General features: G+C 71.2%; 14 protein-coding genes. 10 read left to right on the top strand and 4 right to left on the bottom strand.

Annotated features, from left to right (window positions below):
• The first annotated feature begins 20 nt into the window (after positions 1-20).
• Positions 21-404 carry a hypothetical protein gene (locus B2363_RS11515; RefSeq protein WP_181754095.1) on the top strand — a complete coding sequence of 128 codons (384 nt, stop codon included), beginning with the start codon at positions 21-23 and terminating at the stop codon, positions 402-404.
• Here B2363_RS11515 and B2363_RS11510 read toward each other — a convergent pair.
• From B2363_RS11510 to B2363_RS11500, 3 genes are all read right to left on the bottom strand, one after another.
• Positions 385-1,533 (bottom strand): zinc-binding dehydrogenase, encoded by a 1,149-nt coding sequence (locus B2363_RS11510; RefSeq protein WP_181754097.1) that lies wholly within the window; start codon positions 1,531-1,533, stop codon positions 385-387. The two genes, B2363_RS11515 and B2363_RS11510, sit on opposite strands and share 20 nt — an antisense overlap.
• A complete protein-coding gene (locus tag B2363_RS11505) occupies positions 1,530-2,999 on the bottom strand; it encodes a flavin-containing monooxygenase (protein ID WP_286930325.1) in 1,470 nt (489 codons plus the stop codon). The genes B2363_RS11510 and B2363_RS11505 overlap by 4 nt, the downstream gene beginning before the upstream one ends.
• A gap of 78 nt (positions 3,000-3,077) precedes the next feature.
• Complete coding sequence (locus B2363_RS11500; RefSeq protein ID WP_286930322.1) at positions 3,078-4,709, bottom strand: GDSL-type esterase/lipase family protein; 1,632 nt, start codon at positions 4,707-4,709, stop codon at positions 3,078-3,080.
• Positions 4,710-4,787: 78 nt separating this feature from the next.
• Between B2363_RS11500 and B2363_RS11495 the strand changes: the two genes are divergently transcribed.
• From B2363_RS11495 to B2363_RS11465, 7 genes are all read left to right on the top strand, one after another.
• Positions 4,788-5,417 carry a class I SAM-dependent methyltransferase gene (locus B2363_RS11495; RefSeq protein ID WP_286930320.1) on the top strand — a complete coding sequence of 210 codons (630 nt, stop codon included), beginning with the start codon at positions 4,788-4,790 and terminating at the stop codon, positions 5,415-5,417.
• 119 nt (positions 5,418-5,536) lie between these two features.
• Positions 5,537-6,007 carry a PTS sugar transporter subunit IIA gene (locus B2363_RS11490; protein ID WP_286930318.1) on the top strand — a complete coding sequence of 157 codons (471 nt, stop codon included), beginning with the start codon at positions 5,537-5,539 and terminating at the stop codon, positions 6,005-6,007.
• Complete coding sequence (locus B2363_RS11485; protein ID WP_181754106.1) at positions 6,004-6,273, top strand: PTS sugar transporter subunit IIB; 270 nt, start codon at positions 6,004-6,006, stop codon at positions 6,271-6,273. The genes B2363_RS11490 and B2363_RS11485 overlap by 4 nt, the downstream gene beginning before the upstream one ends.
• Before the next feature lie 29 nt (positions 6,274-6,302).
• On the top strand, positions 6,303-7,793 hold the full coding sequence (locus B2363_RS11480) for a PTS ascorbate transporter subunit IIC (protein WP_181754108.1): 1,491 nt from the start codon (positions 6,303-6,305) through the stop codon (positions 7,791-7,793).
• Between the two features lie 141 nt (positions 7,794-7,934).
• On the top strand, positions 7,935-10,523 hold the full coding sequence (clpB, locus tag B2363_RS11475; RefSeq protein WP_286930313.1) for an ATP-dependent chaperone ClpB: 2,589 nt from the start codon (positions 7,935-7,937) through the stop codon (positions 10,521-10,523).
• A gap of 124 nt (positions 10,524-10,647) precedes the next feature.
• Entirely contained in the window at positions 10,648-11,664 is a 1,017-nt protein-coding gene (locus B2363_RS11470; protein WP_286930310.1) for a hypothetical protein, read from the top strand.
• A gap of 61 nt (positions 11,665-11,725) precedes the next feature.
• Positions 11,726-13,147: an NAD(P)/FAD-dependent oxidoreductase gene (locus B2363_RS11465; protein WP_286930308.1), complete on the top strand. Its 1,422-nt coding sequence runs from the start codon at positions 11,726-11,728 to the stop codon at positions 13,145-13,147.
• On the opposite strand, the gene B2363_RS11460 is transcribed toward B2363_RS11465, so the two are convergent.
• Positions 13,148-13,897: a helical backbone metal receptor gene (locus B2363_RS11460; RefSeq protein ID WP_286930306.1), complete on the bottom strand. Its 750-nt coding sequence runs from the start codon at positions 13,895-13,897 to the stop codon at positions 13,148-13,150.
• A 25-nt stretch (positions 13,898-13,922) separates the two neighbouring features.
• On the opposite strand from B2363_RS11460, the gene menB reads away from it, so the two are divergent.
• Both menB and B2363_RS11450 read left to right on the top strand, forming a co-directional pair.
• The gene (menB, locus tag B2363_RS11455; protein WP_286930304.1) at positions 13,923-14,744 is read left to right on the top strand and encodes a 1,4-dihydroxy-2-naphthoyl-CoA synthase; all 822 of its coding nucleotides are present in this window, start codon (positions 13,923-13,925) and stop codon (positions 14,742-14,744) included.
• A 178-nt stretch (positions 14,745-14,922) separates the two neighbouring features.
• A complete protein-coding gene (locus B2363_RS11450) occupies positions 14,923-18,156 on the top strand; it encodes a M14 family metallopeptidase (protein ID WP_286930302.1) in 3,234 nt (1,077 codons plus the stop codon).
• Positions 18,157-18,247 lie beyond the last annotated feature (91 nt).

Here is an 18,247-nt window from a genome sequence, read left to right as displayed (position 1 = left end):
CGCGCTGCGATCCTGCATGCGTGGAGCAGTCGGTCGGCGGGAGTTCCCGCACATCCGTGCGGGAGTGGGGACTGACCGCGCTGCTCGTGTCCCTCGGGCTGACGGCCGGGTTCCTGGTGTGGCTCGACCAGACGGCTTGGGCGATCGCCGTGATGGCGGTCCTGCTGGCGATCGCGCTCCGTCCCAACCGCGGCGAGGAAGCCTTGGCGTGGAGCCTCCGCGCCGTCCTGGGGGCGTTGCTCCTCATGGTCGTGACCGCGGACATCTTGGGCGCCGAACTCCTCTCCGATGCGCTGCTGGTCTGCACGAGCGTCGGGATCTTCCTCAGCGAGCCACTCGAGCGCCGTCTCCGTCGGTGCGCGGCCGGTCGTGACGGGAAATCGGTCACCTCGTCGGATCGATGAGGATCTTCGCGTGCCGCTCGGGGTCGGCGAGGTCGTCGAAGGCCTGCGCGACGCCGTCGAGGCCGACCGTGCCGGTGTGCAGCGGGGTGGGGTCGACGCGGCCGTCGGTGATCATCTCGAGCGTCTCGTGGAACTCGTGCGGCTGGTAGCAGAACACGAACCGCAGATCGAGCTCCTTGTTGACGGCCATCGTCGGGCGGAACGTGTCGGGCTCCATGCAGACACCCACGACGATGATGCGCGAGCGGATCGGCGCGTGGGTGACGAGGTCCTCGATCACGCCGGGCACGCCGACGCACTCGAAGACCACCGGGCCGCGCGGCGTCTGGCCCGCGCGCTCGGCCACCTTCATCACGCGCTTCCACGGCACGAGGCGGACGCGGCGCAGCATCCGCATCGCGTCGATGCCCTGGCCGAAGTAGTCGGGGGCGGAGCTCAGGTGGGTCGCCGGGCGGGAGTAGGCCTCCCACGGCGACTGGACCGCCGGGTCCACGACGACGTCGGCGCCGCAGCGCTGCGCGAGGGCGCGGCGGCCCGGTGAGTAGTCGCTCGCGACGACGGTCCTCACGCCAGCGGCCTTCAGCATGAGGATCACCGCCAGGCCGATCGGGCCGCAGCCGATCACCAGCGCGACCTCACGCTTGCGGATCTCGCTGCGGTTCACGGCGTGGTGGGCCACCGCGAGCGGCTCGGTCATGGCGACCTGGTCGGGGTCGGCACCGGCCGGGACCTCGAAGGTCATCGCCTCCTGCGCGAGGACGTACTCGGCGTACCCGCCGGGCGCCTGCTCGGACAGTCCGGTCATGTCGACCTGCCCGTCGCGCTTGAGGACGGGCAGCGCCACCACGGGCGTGCCGACGGGCCAGCGCTTGCGGCACTTCGGCCCGTAGGCGACCACCGTGCCGGTGAACTCGTGACCCATCACGACGTGGTGCGCGCGCCGCATGAAGCGGTCGTAGTCGACCTCGACGGCCACGTCGGCGCTCGCGTCGGCATGGACGCGCGCGTGCAGGTCGGAGCCGCAGATCCCCGAGCGCGTCACGGCCACGAGCACCTGCCCGGGTCCGGGCTCGGGGGTCGGCAGGTCGACGACCGTCAGCTCGCCCTCGTGGACGCTGACCGCCTTCACGCCGGGGCCTCCGCGCGGTCGGGGGCGGTCCACACCAGCCCGTCGTCGAGGTCGGCGCGGTTCGTCGACCAGGAGTCGACGAGGAAGTTCTGGCGGAACGACCACGGGTAGGAGTCCGTCGCCCGGGGCATCAGGTGGGCGCCGCGCTGCAGGTAGCCCGACTGCATGTCCATCAGTGGCGCCGTCGGGCCCGAGCCGGTGAACTCCGGCACCACCGAGCTCGCCCCGGAGTCGACGAGGCGCCGCAGCACCTTGGCGACGAGGCGGGACGTCAGGTCCGACCGCATCGTCCACGACAGGTTGATGTAGCCCACGCAGAAGGCCAGGTTCGGCAGCCCGGTGAGCATCGTGCCGTGGTAGGCGAACGAGTCGGAGGGGTCGCGCGGCTCACCGTCGACGCTCACCTTCGCGCCGCCGAGGATCTTGATGGACAGGCCCGTCGCGGTGACCACGATGTCGGCCGGGAGCACCGTGCCGTCCTCGAGCCGGACGCCCTCGGGGACGAAGCGGTCGATCCGCGCGGTGGTCACCGACGCCCGGCCGGCCTTGATGGCGGCGAAGATGTCGCCCTGCGGGGTGACGCACAGGCGCTGGTCCCACGGGTCGTACGGCGGGTTGAAGTGCTGCTCGGCGATCTCGGCCGAGCCGGTGCCGTGCGCGACGCCCTTGAGCAGCAGTGAGCGCATGGCCTTCGGCGCACGCTGGCACGCCTGGAAGAGCGCCCACTGCAGCAGCATGTTCTTGGTGCGCACCACGTGGTGGGCCACGGTGGGGGGCGCGATCCTCCGCACGACGTCGGCGATCGGGTCGCCCTTCGGCTGGGCCAGGAGGTAGCTCGGGGTGCGCTGCAGCATCGTGACGTGCTCGGCGGTCTCGGCCATCGCGGGCACGATCGTCACGGCGGTCGCGCCGCTGCCGATCACGACGACCCGCTTCCCGGTGTGGTCGAGGTCCTCGGGCCAGAACTGCGGGTGCACCAGCGTGCCGTCGAAGTCCTCCACGCCGGCGAAGCCAGGATCGTAGGGGGAGTCGTAGTCGTAGTAGCCCGTGCACGCCACGACGAACCGCGCCGACCAGGTTTCGGGGCCCTCGGGGCCGCTCGCCTCCACGCTCCAGCGGGAGTCCACCGACGACCAGTCGGCCGAGTCCACGCGCCGGCCGAAGGCGATGTGGCGGTCGATGCCGGCCTCGCGGGCCGTGTCCTCGAGGTACTCCAGGATCTGGTCGCCGTCGACGATCGCGTCCTTGCCGCGCCACGGGCGGAACGGGAACGCGAGGGTGAAGAAGTCGGAGTCGGAACGGACGCCGGGGTAGCGGAACAGGTCCCACGTCCCGCCGATCCGGTCGCGTCGCTCGACGATCGCGTAGGTCAGCCCGGGGCAGGCCTGCTGGATCCGGTAGGCCATGTTGATGCCGGAGAGGCCGGCTCCGACGATGAGGACGTCGACGTCACGCTGCAAGGTCATGGACTGATTGTGGCGTGCGTCACGTGATTGTGACAGCACTGGTGGCAGGTTCGCCCTTGCGTGCCGCTCGCGGCGGGCTCAGCGCACGGTGACGCGGCTGGTCCGCAGGGTGCGGGTGGTGCCGCGCGTGCCGGGCGCGTCGAGGGCGGTGACCTTGACGACCGCGGCGCCCTTGCGCAGGCCCGGCACCGAGAAGCGGTGGAAGAAGCCGAGCTTCGTGCGGGTGGCCGTGCGGGTCCACGTGCGACGGCCCTGCGTGACCTTGACGCGGATCTGCACGCCCTTGGTCTCCGCGTCGGTGTCCACTGCGCGGCCGCGGACGGCCACGGAGCCGCGCTTGGCGCTCAGGCCGGTGACGACGCCGCGCGGGCTGCCGTCGGTGCCGGCGAAGCGCAGGAAGGCGCGGGGGTACGACGTGCCCGCGTACCGGACCGAGCGGAAGGTGCCCCGGCTCGTGAGCTCGGTGACGACCACGTAGGAGTTGTTGCTCGCGACGCTCTCGACGACGGCCAGGTGGCCCTGCGACGGCGAGCCGGCCCCGCTGGGTGCGGCGAGCCACCAGGCGATGTCGCCCGGCCGGGCCTCCGCGACCTGCGTGGCGGCCCGCTCCTTCAGGGCTGCGGTGCGCCACGACCGCGGCGAGGTGGTGGTCAGCACCGGCGCGGACCGGCGGCCACCCGTGCTCAAGCGGTGGGCGACGTAGTGGGTCGGAGTGCCCTTCGCCGCGCCCCAGATCCGGCGCGTGACGGTGTCGTGACGCCGGGTCGAGACCCCGGCGCGACGGCAGGCGCTGACGCCGGTGCACTGGGCCAGCGCGTGGCTCGGGACGGCCCCGTGCCGCGTGCCCCGCGAGCGGATCGCAGCGGTCAGGTCGGAGCCCCGCATCGCCCACGCGGCCAGCGTGCTCGCGCCGGCGGCGGTGGGGTGGATCGCGTCGATTGTCTGGCTGCGGACGAGCGACGGGAGGGCGATCCACGTGAAGCCGCGCACCTTGGCCAGCGCCTCGTACTGCGTCGCCGTGGCGATCTTGCCCGCGCCGCCCGACGAGCCCCACGGGGTCATGACGTAGACGAAGGAGCGGGGGATGCCCTGGCGGTCGGCCAGCCGGGCGAGCGTCGCGAAGTACGCGTCGGCGGCGGCGCGTCGCTCGGCCGCGGTGGCCGGGACGCGGACGCCGGCGCGGCAGCGGTGGACGTCGTTGCGGCCGACCTCGACGATCACGAGGTCCGGGTCCGTGGTGGCGAGGTCGGTCAGCCGCTCGCCGAACGTGGTGCCGGTGCACGCCTCGAGCCGCTCGCCGTGGCCGCGGGCGAGGAGGCCGCTGCCGCCCTCGGCGCTCACCATGACCTCCGATGCCGGCAGGCCCGCCGCGTCGGCGACGTGCGCCCACCAGGCCTTGGGGCGCGTGCGCGTGCCACCGGCGCTGTAGCGGCGCGTGGCGGAGAAGGAGTCGCCGAACACGAGGACGCGCGGGTTCCGGAGGGACGGCGCGGCGGGGTTCGGGACCGTGACCTCGCCGCCCTCCTGGATGGCGCCGGGGTCGGTGCCGGAAGTCGGGGTAGTCGTCGCGGGAGCGGTCGGCTCGGGCGTGGTGACCGGGGTGGGCACGGTCTCCACCGGAGCTGCCTCGTCGGCCGTGGCGTGAGGCGCTGCGAGCAACGACACCGCGACGGCGACGGCGGCCGTCAGGATCCAGGGGCGTCGAGTCACCGGACGATGCTACGTCAGAAAATGAGTCCCTCTTGCCACTTCCGTCACACCCACTTCGGAGGTCGTAGAGTGCGGCGGGTGAACGCGCTCCCCGAGGACCTGACCCGCATCGCCGACGAGGTCCGTGGCTTCCTCCCCGACGTCGAGGCGACGGCCCTGCGCGCCGCGGCTGCGCAGGTCGCCACGCGCGGGGGAGTCATCGTCGAGATCGGCACCTACTGCGGCAAGTCCACGGTGCATCTGGGCCACGTCGCCCGCGAGTCCGGAGCGACGCTCGTGACGATCGACCACCACCGCGGCTCCGAGGAGCACCAGGCCGGCTGGGAGTACCACGACGCCTCGCTGGTCGACCCCGAGACGGGTGCGTTCGACACCCTCCCCGTCCTGCGCCGCACCCTGTGGGCCGCGAAGCTCGAGGACGTCGTCGTGCCGATGATTGGCCGCTCCTCGACGATCTCGTCGTGGTGGCGCACCCCCGCCGACCTCGTGTTCATCGACGGCGGCCACACCGAGGAGGCCGCGCAGGCCGACTACGCGGGCTGGTCGCCGTGGGTGCGTCCGGGCGGCGCCCTGGCGATCCACGACGTGTTCCCCGACCCGAACGACGGCGGACAGGCGCCCTTCCACATCTACGAGCGCGCGCTGGCCGACGGCTTCGTCGAGGTCGGTCACACCGAGAGCCTCCGCGTCCTGCAGCGACCCGCCTGACCCTTCGCCCCGGGGTCGCGGGCGGCGACGCGCCGACATATGCCTAGGGTTAGGCAAAAGACACCCGGGGCGGGTTACGCTCCAAGCAGCCGTCCCACCGGGGACGAAAGGGGGCGTTCGTGGCACTCAACGACGAGCTCACCAAGGATGCGATAGCGGTCCGTGCCCAGGCCTCGGACTGGCGCGACGCCGTCCGGCAGGCCGGTGCCCTGCTCACCGCGGTGGGCGTGGCCACCGACGACTACACCGACGAGATGGTCCAGACGGTCGAGAAGCTCGGCCCCTACATCGTGCTGGCTCCCGGCATCGCCCTGGCCCACTCGCGCCCGTCGCCCGCCGTGCAGCGCGCCGGACTGGGCTGGCTGCAGCTGGCCGAGCCCGTCGAGTTCGGCCATGAGAAGAACGACCCGGTGTGGCTCGTCGTCGCCCTGGCCGCGCTGGACCACGACGGACATCTCGGTCTGATGTCCGCCCTCGCCGCCGTCCTCGGCGACACCGAACTGCTGGACCGGCTGCGCGAGGCGGACTCCGCCGAGCGTGTCCTCGAACTCCTGACCCCCACCACTGCCAACGAAGGGCCCACCTCATGAAGATCGTCGCCGTGTGCGGAATGGGCATCGGAACCTCGGTGCTGCTGAAGATGAACGCCGAGAAGGCCCTCCGTGCGCTCGGCAAGGACGCCGACGTCGAGGCTGCCGACATCGGCACCGCCAAGGGTGCCGCCCGCACCGCCCAGATCGTCCTGACCTCGGCCGAGCTCGCGCCGGAGATCGGCGACGTGCCGGCGGAGGTCATCGTCATCGACAACTTCATGGACGTCGCCGAGATCACGGCGAAGCTGACCCCCCTCGTCTGACGGACGACGGAACCTAGAAAGAGAACGACATGGACTGGTTGGTCGACGTACTCGACTTCATCGGACAGCAGATCCTCAACGTGCCGGCGTACCTGATCGGCATCATCACGGCGGTCGGCCTCATCGCGCTCAAGCGCTCCAGCGGACAGGTGATCGGTGGCGGCCTCAAGGCGGCCCTCGGCTTCCTGATCCTCGGCGCCGGCGCGAACGTGGTCATCGCCTCGCTGGCCCCCCTCGGCGAGATCATCCTCGACGTCACCGGCGCCCAGGGCGTCATCCCGACGAACGAGGTCATCACCGCGATGGCCGCCGAGCAGTACGGCGCGCAGAGCGCCTACGTCCTGACGCTCGGCTTCCTCGTGATGCTGGCACTGGCCCGCTTCACGCCGCTGCGCTACATCTTCCTCACCGGTCACCACATGGTCTTCATGGCGCTCATGCTGACCGTGGTGCTCTCGGTGGGCCTCGACGGCAAGAACGACTGGCTGGTCGTCCTCGTCGGCGCGTTCCTGCTCGGCGTGATCATGGTGGTCATGCCGGCGCTCGCGCAGCCGTGGACCCGCAAGATCACCGGTGACGACACGCTGGCCATCGGCCACTTCGGCACGCTGGGCTACATCGCCGCCGGTGCCTCGGGTCAGGCCGTCGGCAAGAGGAGCCGCTCCACCGAGGAGATCGACTTCCCGCAGGGCCTGAAGTTCCTGCGCGACTCGATGGTCGCCACCGCGCTGTCGATGGTCCTCATCTACGAGGTCTTCGTCATCTGGGGCCTGATCGCCAGTCCCGAGAGCACCAAGGAGCTGCTCGGCGCCGCCGACGCGGGTGCCGCGGTCATGGCCGGCTTCGCCCAGGCGCTGCAGTTCGGCGTCGGCGTCGCGATCATCCTCTACGGCGTCCGCACCGTGCTGGGTGAGCTCGTCCCCGCCTTCCAGGGCATCGCCGAGAAGGTCGTCCCCGGTGCCAAGCCGGCGCTCGACATCCCGATCGTCTTCCCGTTCGGCGCCAACGCCGTGCTGATCGGCTTCCTGGCCTCGTTCGTGGGCGGTCTGGTGACGCTCGCGCTGATCGCCGTGTGGCTGGAGCCGGCCTTCGGCCTCGCGCTGATCCTGCCCGGCATGGTGCCGCACTTCTTCACCGGTGGCGGTGCCGGCGTCTACGGCAACGCCACGGGTGGACGCAAGGGCGCCGTCGTGGGCGGCTTCGTCAACGGCGTGCTCATCACGATCCTGCCGGCGCTGCTGCTGCAGGTCTTCGGCGCGCTCGGCGACATCAACTCCACCTTCGGCGACGCCGACTTCGGCTGGTTCGGCACGCTGCTCGGCACGAGCTTCCAGGCGGGCTCCGGCGTGGGGATCGTGCTGTGCGTCCTCATCGGCGTGGTGCTCGTGGTCGCGGCCTCGATCTACCAGGTCAAGGTCGTCGACTCCGGCTGGACGCCCGGCGCCCGACGCGACGAGATCCTCGCGGAGGAGGACGCCGCGGCCGCTGCCGCGACGAAGGAGACTCCCGCCAAGGAGTAGCGATCCGTCCGACCTCGCAGGCCCGTCCCGGAAGGGGCGGGCCTGCGTGCGTTCGGCCCAGATCGCGGCTTTGGCCCAGATCACAGGACCAATCCCAGGGTTGAGTGGAATGGACTCAACTTTGGGTATGTTGAAACTGACATGGACCTGAACAACCTCACCACGCGAAGCCAGCAGGCCCTCGCTGCCGCGATGCAGCAGGCCGCTGCCGCCGGCAACCCCACCGTGGAGCCGGCGCACCTGCTCCGAGCCCTGCTCACCCAGCAGGGCGGTACCGCCGCGCCGCTGCTCACGGCGGCCGGCGCTGATCCCCAGACCGTGCTGACCGAGCTCGAGGCCGTCATCGACCGGCTCCCCAGCGCCAGCGGCTCCACCGTCGGCAACCCGCAGCTGGCGCGCGCCACCCACGAGGTGCTGCAGCGCGCGATCGACCTCGCGGGCGAGCTGGGCGATGAGTTCGTCTCCAGCGAGCACCTCGCCGTGGGCATCGCCACCGTCGCGGGCCCGGCCCAGCAGCTGCTCGCCTCCCGGGGTGCCACGCCCGAGACGCTGACCGCGGCCTTCGAGGCCGTGCGCGGTGGCGCGCGCGTCACCAGCCAGGACGCCGAGGACCAGTACCAGTCACTGGAGAAGTACGGCATCGACCTCACCGCGCTCGCCCGTGAGGGCAAGCTCGACCCGGTGATCGGCCGCGACGCCGAGATCCGCCGCGTCGTCCAGGTGCTCAGCCGCCGCACGAAGAACAACCCCGTGCTCATCGGCGAGCCCGGCGTCGGCAAGACCGCCGTCGTCGAGGGGCTCGCCCAGCGCATCATCGACGGCGACGTGCCCGAGTCGCTGCGCGGCCGCCGGCTCGTCAGCCTCGACCTCGGAGCGATGGTCGCCGGCGCGAAGTACCGCGGCGAGTTCGAGGAGCGGCTCAAGGCCGTCCTCGCCGAGATCAAGGAGAGCAACGGCCAGGTCGTCACGTTCATCGACGAGCTGCACACCGTCGTGGGCGCCGGCGCCACCGGCGACTCCGCGATGGACGCGGGCAACATGCTCAAGCCGATGCTGGCCCGCGGCGAGCTGCGGATGATCGGCGCCACCACGCTCGACGAGTACCGCGAGTCGATCGAGAAGGACCCCGCGCTGGAGCGCCGCTTCCAGCAGGTCTACGTCGGCGAGCCGAGCGTGGAGGACACGATCGCGATCCTGCGCGGCCTCAAGGAGAAGTACGAGGCCCACCACAAGGTCGAGATCGCCGACGCCGCCCTCGTGGCCGCCGCGAGCCTCTCGCACCGCTACATCCCCGGCCGCCAGCTGCCCGACAAGGCGATCGACCTCATCGACGAGGCGTCCAGCCGGCTGCGGATGGAGATCGACTCCAGCCCCGTCGAGATCGACGAGCTCCGCCGCGGCGTGGACCGCCTGAAGATGGAGGAGCTGCACCTGGAGAACGAGAAGGACGAGGCGAGCCAGGAGCGCCTGGCCAAGCTCCGCCAAGAGCTGGCCGACAAGCAGGAGACGCTGCGCTCGCTCGAGCAGCGGTGGGAGGCCGAGAAGCAGGGCCTCAACGCCGTCGGCGAGATCAAGGAGCGCATCGACGAGGCGCGCATCGCCGCCGACCGCGCCCAGCGCGAGGGCGACATGGCCACGGCCAGCCGCCTGCTCTACGGCGAGATCCCGCAGATGGAGCAGCAGCTCGCCGACGCCCAGGCCGCCGAGGCGTCGGTCGCGGACGACCGCATGGTGCACGAGGAGGTCGGCTCCGACGACATCGCCGAGGTCGTGGCGTCGTGGACCGGCATCCCCACGGGGCGCCTGCTCGAGGGCGAGACCGCGAAGCTCCTGCACATGGAGGACGAGCTCGGCAAGCGGCTCATCGGCCAGCGCGACGCCGTGCGCGCCGTGTCCGACGCGGTGCGCCGGGCGCGGGCGGACGTCTCCGACCCCGACCGTCCCACCGGCTCGTTCCTGTTCCTCGGCCCGACCGGCGTCGGCAAGACCGAGCTGGCCAAGTCGCTCGCGGACTTCCTGTTCGACGACGAGCGCGCGATCGTGCGCATCGACATGAGCGAGTACGGCGAGAAGCACTCCGTCGCCCGGCTCGTCGGTGCCCCTCCGGGCTACGTCGGCTACGACGAGGGCGGCCAGCTCACCGAGGCGGTGCGGCGCCGGCCCTACTCGGTGGTGCTGCTCGACGAGGTCGAGAAGGCCCATCCTGAGGTCTTCGACGTCCTGCTGCAGGTGCTCGACGACGGTCGGCTCACCGACGGCCAGGGCCGCACGGTGGACTTCCGCAACGTCATCCTGATCCTCACGTCGAACCTCGGCTCGTCGTTCCTGGTCGACCCGGCGCTCGACGACGCGGCCAAGCGCGACAAGGTCATGGACGTCGTGCGGATGTCCTTCAAGCCCGAGTTCCTCAACCGGCTCGACGAGGTCGTCATGTTCGACGCCCTCGGGGTGGAGGACCTGACGCACATCGTCGACCTCCAGCTGGCCTCCCTGGGCCAGCGGCTGGCGCCGCGCCGGATCACGCTCGACGTGACCTCGGCGGCGAAGGAGTGGCTCGCCCTCACCGGCTGGGACCCCGCCTACGGTGCCCGCCCGCTGCGCCGGCTGGTGCAGCAGGCGATCGGCGACCGGCTCGCCCGCGAGCTGCTCGCCGGCGAGGTCCGCGACGGCGACACGGTCCTGGTCGACCGCGAGCCGGACGCCGACGAGCTGGTGGTGCGCCGCGCCTGACGGCCGGTCGCATCGTGCCGTGCGCCTCCCCGGGAATCCCCCGGGGAGGCGCCGTCGCGTCAGGGCGGGAACGGGCTCGGTCCGGGGGTGAGGGCGTCAGGCGCGATCTGGGAGGATCGAAGGCATGTCGACCCCCAGGCCCCGCTCGGTGACGCTCGCGTGCGTGTACGGCGGGCTCGGCGGCATCCTGGCGGCCGTCGCGCTGTACGAGGTGCTGGCGGGTTGGGGTTCGATCGAGGTCCAGGACGGGCTGCGTCAGGTCCTCGAGCCGACCGGCGCCGATCCCGACGCCGTCCTGCCCAACCTGCGCTGGGTGATCATGGCGCTGCTGGTCGGCGCGATCGCCGCGACCGTCTTCTCGTTCTACGCCGCGCGCGGCCACCAGTCCTCGCGCATCGGCCTCAGCGTGCTCGCCGGCGTCGGCGCGGCGGGCTTCCTGGCCACTGGCGTGGCCGGCCTGCTGCCGGCGATCCTCGGCCTGCTGATCGTGTACCTGCTGTGGACCGCCCCGGCGCGTGAGTGGTTCGCGGTGATGAACGGACGCACACCCCTGTCGCTCGGCACCGCTCCGTCGGTGCCGTCCGCGCCCACCCAGTTCACCCCGCCCGGCCCGGCGAACCAGCCGGTGCAGCCCGGTCAGCCGGTCCAGCCGCCGCCGTACGACCCCGCCCAGCACGCCACCGTGCCGCTCTCGGGCGCCGTTCCCGCCGGTGGCCGGCCGCGGCCCGTCGGCCTGGCACTGCTGATCTCGGGCATCGCCTACCTGGTCGGCGCGCTGGGCTCGGGCGTCGTCCTGCTGGCCCTCGTCGGACTTCGCGACGAGGTCACCGCCCAGTACGAGCAGAACGACCTCCTGCAACGCCAGCTCGACAGTGCCGGGATCACCGCCGGCGAGATGGTCACCCTCGGCACCTGGCTGTTCGGCGGGTGGCTCGTCCTCTCGCTCGTCGGTCTGGCCGCCACCGCGTGGGCCGCCTCCGGCGCGCCGCTGGGCTGGTGGGCGCTCGTCGTCGTGAGCGTCGTCACGGCCGGCTTCGCGGCTCTCGGGCTGCCCGTCGGCCTGGTGTGGATCCTCGGAGCCATCGTGGTGATCGTCCAGCTGTCGCGTCCTGAGGCGAAAGCGTGGTTCCGCCGGGCATGATCGTGCTCACACCGGCCACTCCGGCGTGAACCGATGAAAAAGGCTCGTTAGGCTGGATCTCATGTCCATGGTCCGAGCGTCCTATCGTCCACACGTCGTCGTCGTGGGAGGCGGATTCGGCGGACTGGCCCTGGTGCGCAAGCTCGCGCGAGCCGACGTCGACATCACCCTGATCGACCGGCACACCTACAACACGTTCCAGCCGCTGCTGTACCAGGTGGCCACGGCCAGCCTGAACCCCGGCGACATCACGTGGTTCCTGCGCGCCGTGCGCGCCAAGCAGGACAACATCCGCTTCCTCAAGGGCACCGTCGTGTCGATGGACCACGAGGCCAAGTCGGTGCTTCTGGACGGCAACATCACGGTCACCTACGACTACCTCGTGCTCGCGAACGGCGTCACGGCCAACTACTTCGGCATCCCCGGTGCCGAGGAGTTCGCGATGCCGCTCTACCGCCGCTCCCAGGCGCTCGCCCTGCGCGACCTGATCTTCGCCAACCTCGAGAACGCCGCGGTCAACGGCCAGGACCAGGACCTGCGCGTCGTCGTGGTCGGCGGTGGCGCCACCGGCGTCGAGACCGCGGGCGCGCTCGCCGAGATGCGCAACCTCGACATGCCGACGACCTACCCCGAGCTGGACTCCAAGCGCATCCACATCTCGCTGGTGGAGATGGGCGAGCACGTGCTCGCGCCCTTCCACCCGAAGCTGCGCGAGTACGCCAAGAAGGAGCTCATCAAGCGCGGCATCGACCTGCGCCTGAAGACCGCCGTGAAGGAGGTCCGCCGCGACGGCGTGCTCATCGAGAACGACGGCAACCAGGAGTTCCTCAGCGCGGGCATCGTCGTGTGGGCCTCCGGCGTCGCCGCCCACGGCGTGGTGAAGGACTGGGGCCTGCCGCAGGGCCGTGGCGGCCGCATCGAGGTCGACGAGCACCAGCAGGTCCGCGGGAAGCCGGGCGTCTTCGCGATCGGCGACATCTCGGTCAACCCCGACTCGCCGCTGCCCCAGCTGGGCCAGCCGGCGATCCAGGGCGGCAAGCACGTCGCCAAGGTGATCAAGGCGCGCGTCTCGGGCAAGGACCTGCCCAAGCCGTTCAAGTACTTCGACAAGGGCACGATGGCCACGATCGGCCGTGCCGCCGCGATCGCCGAGGTCCGTGGCCTGCCGCGGCTCAAGGGCTTCCCGGCCTGGTTCATCTGGGTCACCGTCCACGTCGCGCTGCTGCTCGGCAACCGCAACCGCTTCGCCACCATGACGAACCTGACGCTGAAGTACCTGCTGTGGCGCAGCCACAACGCGATCGTCGGCGAGACGCCCTACGTGATCGCCCACGAGCCGAAGATCGTCTCCGGCAGCGACATCGAGACGGTGACGCCGAAGAAGTCGGCGCGGTCGGCCCGCAAGTCGATCTCGAAGAAGGCCCAGGTGCGCAAGGCCGTCGCGCAGCAGACGATCGACGAGATCGACGAGCCCCGCGACTGATCAGGCCAGCGCGGCGGCCAGCTCGTCGCGCGCGGTCAGCAGCGACGGCCCGTACCAGGTGAGCGCCCGGCCGCTGCACAGCGCGGTGGGCACCGCCCGGAACGCCTCGGGCCCGTCGGCGCCCGTGAACACGTAGGGCTCGTCCGGCAGCAGCACGAGGTCCAGGTCGGCCGAGTCCAGCTCGTCCAGATTGACGTGGGGATACCGGTCCGACGCCTCGGCGAACGCGTGCACGAGCCCGAGCCGCCGCAGCAGGTCGCCGGTGAACGTGTCGCGGCCGACGACCATCCACGGATCGCGCCAGATCGCCACGGCGACGCGGCGGCCGTCGGGGGCGGCCGGCTCGCTCCAGACCCGCTCGGCCTCGTCCAGCCATGCGGGGGCGCCCCAGCCGAGCGCCGTGTCGAACAGGCGGCGCAGGCTCGCGAACGCCTCGTCGAGCGTGGTGATGTCGGTGACCCAGACCCGCATGCCCGCCGCGCGTAGGCGGGTGACGTCGAGCTCGCGGTTCTCCTCCTTGTTCGCGATCACGAGGTCGGGGGAGAGCGCCTTGATCGCCGTGCGGTCGGGGTTCTTCGTCCCGCGCACGCGGGCGACCTCGAGCCCGGCCGGGTGCGTGCACCAGTCGGTGGCGCCGACGAGAGCCTCGGGACGCGTGGCGGCGATCGCCTCGGTGAGGGAGGGAACGAGGCTGACCACGCGCCGGGCAGGGCCGAGCGGCGGGAGGTCGAAGCCGAGGTCATCGTGCATCGCGGCCCACCCTAGGGTGGAAACCATGACTGAGTGGAACGCCGCGGGCGAGTGGACGGACATCCGGTACGAGACGACGGCCGATGGGATCGCCAAGATCACGATCTGTCGCCCCGAGGTCCACAACGCGTTCCGCCCGCAGACGATCCGCGAGATCTCGCGCGCCCTCACGATCGCGCGTGACGACGAGTCGGTCGGCGTGATCGTGCTGACCGGTGAGGGCGAGAAGGCCTTCTGCTCCGGCGGTGACCAGCGGGTGCGCGGCGACTCCGGCTACAAGTCCGACGAGGGCGCCACCGGCCGCTTCGATGTCACCGACCTGCACGTGCAGATGCGCCGCACGCCCAAGCCGATCGTGGCGATGGTGGCCGGCTGGGCCATCGGCGGCGGCCACGTGCTGCACCTGGTCTGTGACCTGACGATCGCGGCCGACAACGCCCGCTTCGGACAGGTCGGGCCCAAGGTCGGCTCGTTCGACGGGGGCTACGGCGCGAGCATCCTGTCCGACCTCGTCGGCCCGAAGAAGGCCAAGGAGATCTGGTTCCTGTGCCGCCAGTACGACGCGAACGAGGCCATGAGCATGGGCTTGGTGAACACCGTCGTGCCGCTGGCCGACCTCGAGACCGAGACCCTGAAGTGGTGCCGCGAGATGCTGCAGCTGTCGCCGTGGGCGCTGCGCCTGTCGAAGCTCAGCTTCCACGCGCACGAGGACGGCTACGCGGGCATCCAGCAGCTCGCCCACGACGCCAACCTGCTGTTCTACGGGCAGGCCGAGGCGCAGGAGGGTCGCGACGCCTACAAGGAGAAGCGCACCCCGGACTTCAGCCGTTTCCCGCGGCGACCCTGAGGTTGGGAAACCGCAGGCGCACCACGCGTCCCGTGCGTTAAACCGTCCTGAAGGCTGACCCCCAGCGCAACTTACCCTTCCCCGAACGGGTCCGGAGCAAGCAAGATGGCGGGCAATCCCCCTGCCGGTGGTGCCCCACCAGACGCTCTGCCGGACCCGTCCGAAGGGTAGTCCGTCCGTGCGCACCACCCGCCTGCTGGCCTCTGCCGCGAGCATCGCGCTCCTGGCATCCGTGCTGGGCTCGAGCCCAGCCACCGCCGAGAAGCCCACCGCTCCACCGTCCGCCACCGTCCGCTCCGCTCCCGAGCCCACGACCCCCGGGTCCCTCACCGCGAAGGCCGCGCGCGCGGCCGCCGCCGAGGACGAGCCCGCGGGCGCCTTGGCGATGCCGGACTCCTACCCGGTGCAGCCGAAGCTCAAGGTCTACCCCGACGCCAACCCTGACGCGGCCGACACGGGCAATCTCATCGGGTATGACGACATCGCCCCGCGGCTGCAGTCGCTGATGCGCGCGTCCGACCGGGTCTCGACGCAGATCGTCGGTGAGTCCACGCAGGGCCGCCAGCTGTACCTGGTCACGGTCACCGCCCCGGAGGACGAGGAGCAGACCGCCCAGCAGACGGCATGGCGCAAGAAGATCCGCGCGAACCCCGGCGAGGCCGCGACCGACACGGCGCTGAAGTCGGGCTACAAGACCCCGATCTGGATCAGCTCGAACATCCACGGCAACGAGTGGGAGGGCACCGACGCGTCGCTCGACTACATCGAGGAGCTGGCCACCGCCCCGTGGAACGACGTCAAGTCGCTGCTGCGCGGTCACCGGTTGTACTTCAGCGTCGTGCTCAACCCCGACGGCCGCACGATCGGCCAGCGGCCCACCGCGCTCAACCTCGACGCCAACCGCGACATGATCACGAACACGACACCGGAGTCGACGTCGTTCGTCCGCACGGCGCACGCGGTGCAGGCGCTCTACGCGGCCGACTTCCACGGCTACACGAGTGTGCTGCAGATCGAGCCGTGCGGCCCGCCGCATGGTGACGACTACGAGTACGACCTGTTCATCCCGCACGCCTACGCCGCGGCGCTGAAGGTCGAGCGCGACGTCGTCGACGCCGAGATCCCCGGCAACACGTACTACAACGTGGTGACCGGCCAGGTCGTGCCCGAGAACACGAGCGACGACACCGACCACATCAAGATCCCCTACCGCGACACCCCGACCGGCTGGGACGACTTCCCGCCGATCTTCACGGCGCAGTACGCCGCCTTCGCGGGTGCCGTCAGCAACACGGTGGAGCTCCCGAAGGGCCGCCCCAACGGCAGCTCCCAGACGCCCGCGAGCGCCACCATCAACGTGGCCGTGGCGAAGAAGACGATGGAGAGCCTGGTCGACTACGTCGTGGCCAACGACGACGCGATGCTCGCCGACCAGGTCGAGTTCTTCCGGCGCGCGAACGTCGGCGACGAGCGCGTCGCGCTCACGCAGGCGAACATCGACGCGGTCCCCGGGCCGGCCGAGTGGAAGCCGCTGTGGAACGACTCCGACGACCAGACGGCCGTGCAGTATCCCCGCGCGTTCGTCATCCCGGTCGGCAAGGAGCAGCGCTCGATCTCCGACGCGCGCTTCCTGGTGTCGCGTCTGCTGATGCACAACATCGCGGTCCGTCGCCTCGACTCGGCGACCACGATCGACGGCACGTCGTATCCCGCGGGCTCGTACGTGGTCGACATGTCGCAGCCCAACCGCAACCTGGCGCACGCCCTGCTGGCGCCCGGCTCGGACATCTCGAACAAGCCCGGGATCCTGAGCATGTACGACGTGTCGGCGTGGAGCTGGGGCCACCTCTGGGGCGTCGACGTGGACTCGTTCGGCACCACGGGCGATGGCTCGCTGCCGGCGTCCACGAAGGTCACCACCGGCAACGCCGACGGCAAGGTCGCCTCGGGCGGCTCGTACCTCACGTTCGAGTTGGCCGGCGTCAACGACTTCCGGACGCTGAACGCGCTGCTGGAGGACGAGGTCGCGGTGTCGGTCCTGGCTGACGGCTCGGCGATCGTCGAGGCCGACGAGGCCCGCGACGCGCTCGAGGACGCCGCCGAGGAGTTCGACGTCGACGTCGACAAGGCGACGGCGGCCGAGATCGCGCAGCTGTCCGACGAGTCCACGCGAGGGCTGCAGGACCTGAAGATCGGCTACACCGGCAACCAGGACGACCTCCTCTCGCTGACGCAGCTGGGCTTCGACGACCTGCAGGCCGTCACCGCTGCCACGATCACCGCCAACCCGGCGATCCTCGACGGCGTCGACGTGCTGTGGCTCGGCTCGGCGCTGAACTTCAACGACAGCCAGGCCGCCGGCCGCGCTGCGGTGCAGTCCTTCGTCGACGCCGGTGGCAGCATCGTCGGTCGCGCGGCGGGTGCCTTCAACGCGGCGAAGACGTTCGGCCTCATCGCCGACGGCACCGCGGTGGTGGGCAACAACTCCGGCAACGGCATCGTCACGATCGACACCGCCGACGCGGGAGTGCTGGCGCCGTACGCGCAGAAGTTCGCCTTCGTCTACCCGGCCACGTGGTTCACGGGGCTGCCGGAGTCGGTCACGGTCGAGCAGCGGTACGCCACGGGCAACCCGCTGCTGTCGGGTCACTGGCGTGACACGAACGGCTCGAACGGTCCGCTGAACGCGGCGGGCCAGCCGGCCGCGGTCTCGGCCTCGCTGCCCTCGGGTGCCAAGGCGTTCGTGTTCGGCACGTCGCCGGTCTACCGCTCGCACACCAAGGGTGGCCAGAGCCAGGCGGCGCGTGCGCTGTTCTGGGCGGCCCCCGAGGGCGAGGGCGTCCCGGCGCCCGCTCCGGTGGTGGCCACGACGACGACGCTGAAGGTCCCGGCGACGGCGACCTACGGCCGGTCGATCAGCGCCACCGTCAAGGTGACGGCGGCCGGTGCGCAGAAGCCCACCGGAACGGTGCAGGTGCGTGAGGGCTCGAAGGTGCTCGCCTCGCGGGCGCTGCCGGCGAGCGGCACGGCGACCCTGAGCGTGTCGGGCCTCAAGCCCGGCTCGCGACGTCTGACGGCGCACTTCGTCCCGTCGGGTGCGGGCTTCGCCCCGTCGGCCTCGGCTCCGGCCACGGTCAAGGTCGCCAAGGCGGCCTCGCGCACCGGGGTCCGGGCCAAGGCGCTCGGCAAGGGCCGCGTCCAGGTCACCGTCACGGTGAAGTCGTCGGCGGGCACGCCCACCGGCTCCGTGCGGGTTAAGGTCGGCTCCTCGACCAAGGTGGTCAAGCTGCGCAACGGCAAGGCCACGGTCACGCTGAAGTCGGCCAAGGGCAAGCGCACCGTCTGGGCCCGCTACGGCGGCTCGTCGCTGCTCTCGCCCAGCGCGAACGCGACCACGGTCCGCGTCCGCTGACGGGCTGACAGTTTCCCCGGTTAAGTGGGTTTCCTGTCACTTAACGAGGTTCGCGAACCTCGTTAAGTGACAGTTTCCCCGCTTAACCGGG

It is taken from the genome of Aeromicrobium sp. UBA7512 (assembly GCF_002476985.1).
GTDB classification, from domain to species: domain Bacteria; phylum Actinomycetota; class Actinomycetes; order Propionibacteriales; family Nocardioidaceae; genus Aeromicrobium; species Aeromicrobium phoceense.
The sequence above is the reverse complement of the archived record's forward strand: the minus strand, read 5'-3'. Positions and strand labels throughout refer to the sequence as shown.

Bases quoted from the DNA above. Each gene is read 5' to 3' on its own strand.
- B2363_RS11505 (WP_286930325.1), bottom strand. From the start codon at position 2,999: ATGACCTTGCAGCGTGACGTCGACGTCCTCATCGTCGGAGCCGGCCTC.
- B2363_RS11485 (WP_181754106.1), top strand. From the start codon at position 6,004: ATGAAGATCGTCGCCGTGTGCGGAATGGGCATCGGAACCTCGGTGCTG.
- B2363_RS11480 (WP_181754108.1), top strand. From the start codon at position 6,303: ATGGACTGGTTGGTCGACGTACTCGACTTCATCGGACAGCAGATCCTC.
- clpB (WP_286930313.1), top strand. From the start codon at position 7,935: ATGGACCTGAACAACCTCACCACGCGAAGCCAGCAGGCCCTCGCTGCC.
- B2363_RS11470 (WP_286930310.1), top strand. From the start codon at position 10,648: ATGTCGACCCCCAGGCCCCGCTCGGTGACGCTCGCGTGCGTGTACGGC.
- B2363_RS11465 (WP_286930308.1), top strand. From the start codon at position 11,726: ATGTCCATGGTCCGAGCGTCCTATCGTCCACACGTCGTCGTCGTGGGA.
- B2363_RS11460 (WP_286930306.1), bottom strand. From the start codon at position 13,897: ATGCACGATGACCTCGGCTTCGACCTCCCGCCGCTCGGCCCTGCCCGG.
- menB (WP_286930304.1), top strand. From the start codon at position 13,923: ATGACTGAGTGGAACGCCGCGGGCGAGTGGACGGACATCCGGTACGAG.